Annotated in this window: 3 protein-coding genes; 1 reads left to right on the top strand and 2 read right to left on the bottom strand. The window is 62.5% G+C overall.

All coding sequences use genetic code 11. The features are described from left to right. Positions 1–657 precede the first annotated feature (657 nt). Both JHD07_RS36865 and JHD07_RS36860 read right to left on the bottom strand, forming a co-directional pair. The gene (locus tag JHD07_RS36865; RefSeq protein ID WP_062095946.1) at positions 658–1,683 is read right to left on the bottom strand and encodes a replication initiator protein A; all 1,026 of its coding nucleotides are present in this window, start codon (positions 1,681–1,683) and stop codon (positions 658–660) included. Then, a complete protein-coding gene (locus JHD07_RS36860) occupies positions 1,680–1,907 on the bottom strand; it encodes a ribbon-helix-helix domain-containing protein (RefSeq protein ID WP_035084708.1) in 228 nt (75 codons plus the stop codon). The genes JHD07_RS36865 and JHD07_RS36860 overlap by 4 nt, the downstream gene beginning before the upstream one ends. 367 nt (positions 1,908–2,274) lie before the next feature. On the opposite strand from JHD07_RS36860, the gene JHD07_RS36855 reads away from it, so the two are divergent. Then, positions 2,275–2,919 (top strand): lytic transglycosylase domain-containing protein, encoded by a 645-nt coding sequence (locus tag JHD07_RS36855; RefSeq protein ID WP_062095948.1) that lies wholly within the window; start codon positions 2,275–2,277, stop codon positions 2,917–2,919. Positions 2,920–2,938: the final 19 nt, after the last annotated feature.

The following is a 2,938-nucleotide window of genomic DNA, read 5'->3' as shown; positions in this document are numbered from 1 at the left end:
CGTAGCGACCGGGGCGAAGCTGCGTAGCAGCGTAGCGAGCCGGCGGGGGCGAAGCCCCCAAGAGGCGGTGTCTTCCGGCGCGTTTTTGCGCCGGGTTTCCGTTAGAAGAGATTCTGTTAGATAAGGAAAGTTAGGCAGTTAAGGTTGAAAAAGTCGCGCCAACTGCCTGAGCAACAAGGGTATTTTGTCCCGGCCGGTTCCTAATACCACGTGCTTCAGTTCCTGTTACCACGTAGGCCGGTTCCTTAAACCACGTGCCAATAAGTTCCTGAAACCACGAGGAAAACGGTTCCTGATACCACGATGTGGACAGGTTCCTGATCCCACGTGCCCTGGGCGACCTCTACGGGCCGGCAGGGTTCCTAAAACCACGATACCAGACGACCTTCGATCGGTTCCTGAAACCACGACAGGGTCAAGGCCGGTTCCTGAAACCACGTGCGCCTCCGATCGGGTTCCTAATACCACGACACCCGCTGGGGGTCGGGTTCCTAATACCACGACAGGTTCAGCAGCCCCCTTTCCCGCCAGATTTGCGCCAGGACTCGCCGAATCGCAGAGAATCGGCGCTTCAATACGGACTCGGCGTCTATGCTGGGTTCCTAAAACCACGACCGAGGGATCGCCGCGCCGACGCCGGTTCCTAATACCACGTGCCTAGCTGGGCATGACGCAACGCGGGTCGCTACAGGCCTTGGCGAACGCTTCAGGCTTGTGGCCGTCCTCCATCCAGCGTGCCCAAGCCCCGTCGAACGCCCTTGGATCCCGCTCTGCGTCGATCCAGGCCGTGCGCGCATCCTCCCAGCCCCGCTGAGCCGTATCGGCCCCACGTCGCTCCCTGGCAGCCTCGACAACGAACGCACGATCCACGAAATGCACGGCCGGACTGCCGTCCGCCGTCGTCGTTTCTCGCATCGCGTAGCGGGGAAGTTCATCGGACCGGCACATCTCGCGGATCCGGAACGTGAACTTCTTGAGCGGCGATTCCGAGCCCGTCTTTTCGTAGAGGGTCGTCATCTTGCAGATCCAGCCGGCCTTCTGATTGCCGGCATGCTTTCGGGCGACGCGGTAGATCGCGCGCTCGATGCCGCCGGTCAGCAGGAAATACTCCCGATCCAGCGTCAGGATGTTGCCGCTCATGATCCCGTCAAGGAGCCAGTCAGGGATCCGTAGGGTCAGCGTCTTCAGCTGCTCGGGGTTGTCGTCCGACTCACCCTCGCCCTCGATGTCGCCCAGATAGTGGAAGGCCGTATAGCGACGCTTGCCGGCCCTGATGTTGGTCTCCACTTCCGTGGTCCGCAGGCGCCGGATCGCGCGCAGCAGCTCGATGTAGTCCTGACCGCTCGTCCCGCGCGCGATGCCCTTCAGCAGTTCATAGGGCGTCGTGTGAATGACCGGCCGGATGTCGTTTTCGCGATTATCGCGCTGCTGCACGATCCGAGAGATGCACCAGATCAGGATGTCCGCATCCCAGATCGTCGCCATGCCATGCGTCGGGTTGGCCGACACCTTGATGTAAAGCTTGCCGTCCGGTGTGGTGTACTGGATCGGCTTGTTGCGCTTGCGCTTGGAGATCGAGAAGAACGGCCGCTCCATCATCTCCGCGCTGTCCTTGGGCGCGTAGTCGATCAGGTCGTTGATGAAGAAGTCCCGCACCGGGTGCGGGTCGTTGCGCGTGCTCATCGCTCACCCATCGGAGGCTTGCCGGCGGCGACGAACAGAAGGTCCAGCCCTTCGCCGATCAGCGCCTGAACGGTGACGCCGCGCTCGACGGCCAGCATCTTCACGCGTCGCTGCATCTCGGCCGAAAAGTAGCCGGCCACCATGCTCTTACCCAGGCGCGCCTTGGGAACGAAGCCTGAGAGCGAACCCTCCTGAAGGGTCTCCGAAGCGGTTGGCCGCGCCATGTCATCTCCCAAGAATCGACCAGCTGACGCCGTGTCCACATGTGGAGTCTGGCGCGCGGAAGGAGCGATGTCCACGGCAAAGAGCAATGTTGGCGACCCTGAAAAAAAGCCAATGGCTCTGCTTGCCTTCACTCGCAAACGCTACGCAAGGTGGAGTGGACGGCTTTGGCGGCTCCATCTCCGATGGCGGCGCCAAGGGATTGTCGTGGCTTTAAATGTCGCATTTCACGTGAAATGCGACATTCCAGTGAGTGCCGAATGTCGGATCGCGTGCCTGAGCTGAAAACTGCATTCCTGACGCTCCCGTCAGGATTGCGCGGCGATCAGGACTGTTGGACTGGCGCCACCGCCCGCGTAGAGGCCGCCCATGCCTGACCTGGCCGTGCTGTTTGACCTCGCTCAGCGTTGCGCGCCCACAGTGGCTTCGGCGACGATGGTCAGCATCGTGCAGGTCGAAAGCCGGGGCGACCCGTTGGCCATCAACGTCAACCGCGCGCCCGATCCCGCGCCGGCCAAGACTCGCGACCAGGCGATCGCCACGGCCGAGCGTCTGATCTCCCAAGGCCAAAATCTCGACCTCGGCTTGGCGCAGATCAACAGCCGGAACCTGACGGCGCTGGGCCTATCTGTACGTGACGCCTTCGACCCCTGCCTCAATCTAGCGGCGGCCGCCAAACTGCTCCAGTCCAACTACCTGGCCGCCTCCCGTCTGGCTCCGCAGCAGCTAGCCCTGAGAATGGCGTTCTCGGCCTATAACACCGGCAACCATCGGCGCGGCTTCGCAAACGGCTACGTCGCCAAGGTCGAGGCCGAGGCGGCCAAGCTGTCTCCAGGCGCATACGGCGCTCTCGACCAAGCCACATCGCCTCTACCGCCGGCAGTCCAGGAAGCGATCGAGGTCGCGGCCGAAAACCTTCAACCCGAGGCGCAGGCGCCCGCCAAGCCATCCCTGGATGTCTTCGCGCGAACCGCCGGCCGCTCAATCATCGTCTTTGGCGGGGGCGGGCAATGATCCTCCACGCCATCATCCG

The organism is Bradyrhizobium sp. (assembly GCF_016462955.1).
GTDB lineage: Bacteria > Pseudomonadota > Alphaproteobacteria > Rhizobiales > Xanthobacteraceae > Bradyrhizobium.
This window is presented reverse-complemented; position numbering and strand designations above follow the sequence as displayed.